The organism is Bacteroides sp. AM23-12, assembly GCF_003434395.1.
Classification (GTDB): Bacteria; Bacteroidota; Bacteroidia; order Bacteroidales; family Bacteroidaceae; genus Bacteroides; species Bacteroides thetaiotaomicron.
In genome coordinates this window covers 260-1,082 of sequence record NZ_QTLF01000097.1, presented here as the reverse complement: position 1 = coordinate 1,082, position 823 = coordinate 260, and the positions used below count along the sequence as shown (strand labels likewise).

The window sequence follows — 823 nt, the reverse complement described above, 5'->3', positions numbered from 1 at the left end:
GCTTTTGCGGGGGTGCGCTTGGGTGTGCCGTCCGCGTTCAGCCCGGCTACCACGCTGATCTCGCCTGTCTTCTCGTCACGGACTACCAGCACGTCCTTTTCGTCTTTTTTCTTTGCCATCTGAAAAATGTTTTAATGGGTTATTTATGAAAGAAATTATGGATACGAGCCTTGTAGAAGGCTATATCTTCCTTTTTGAAGTCCTTGATATGGTTGGAAAGGAATGTCAGCACGTCCTCCTCGCTGTAATAGGTCTTCTTGCCCAGCGTCTTGTAGGGCAATGCGCCTACGCTGCGGTAGCGTTGGAGGGTGCGTTTGCTTATCTGGAGCAACATGCACAAATCCTGATTGTCGAAAAGGCGGATGCTTTCCGTGATAGTGGGCTGTTTCCCCTCAGCCTTCATCGCCAGCAGCAGTTCGTCCTGACGGTCGAGCCGTTCCATCAGCTTCTGCATCCAGCCCTCGAAGTTGTTTCGTGTGAGCAGTTCCATGACCTATGTCCTCCTTCCTTTTGGTTTGCCGCCCGTGCGCAGCGTGTGGTTGTGGAACAGGGTGTCTATTGTCCCTTCCTCGTTCCTTACTGTGTTGTCCTCCAATAGCCGCAGTATCTCGGAAAGGCGGTAGCGGCAGCTTCCGCGTACCACCACATACTCGATACGGTGGTCGGTGCGCATACGCTGCATGGTGCGCTTGCTCACGTTGAGCATCTTCGCCGCCTGTGCCGTGTCAAGCAGCTTGTCTTCGGTTTCCCGCTTCCGTTTCTTCTCGTCCCTTGCCTCGCGGATGTACCCTGCGATGTTCGCAATCTGCGCCATCATCTCCTT

General features: G+C 53.7%; 2 protein-coding genes. Both read right to left on the bottom strand.

The annotated features are described in order from the left end of the window. Positions 1 to 139 precede the first annotated feature (139 nt). A complete protein-coding gene (locus DW640_RS23295) occupies positions 140 to 490 on the bottom strand; it encodes a helix-turn-helix domain-containing protein (protein WP_004291454.1) in 351 nt (116 codons plus the stop codon). A 3-nt stretch (positions 491 to 493) separates the two neighbouring features. Continuing rightward, the coding region (locus DW640_RS23290) for a helix-turn-helix domain-containing protein (RefSeq protein ID WP_233525480.1) at positions 494 to 823 on the bottom strand (330 nt) is incomplete at its 5' end.

What these genes read in the sequence shown, in the direction of transcription:
- DW640_RS23295 (WP_004291454.1), bottom strand. Translation starts at nt 490, where the DNA reads ATGGAACTGCTCACACGAAACAACTTCGAGGGCTGGATGCAGAAGCTG.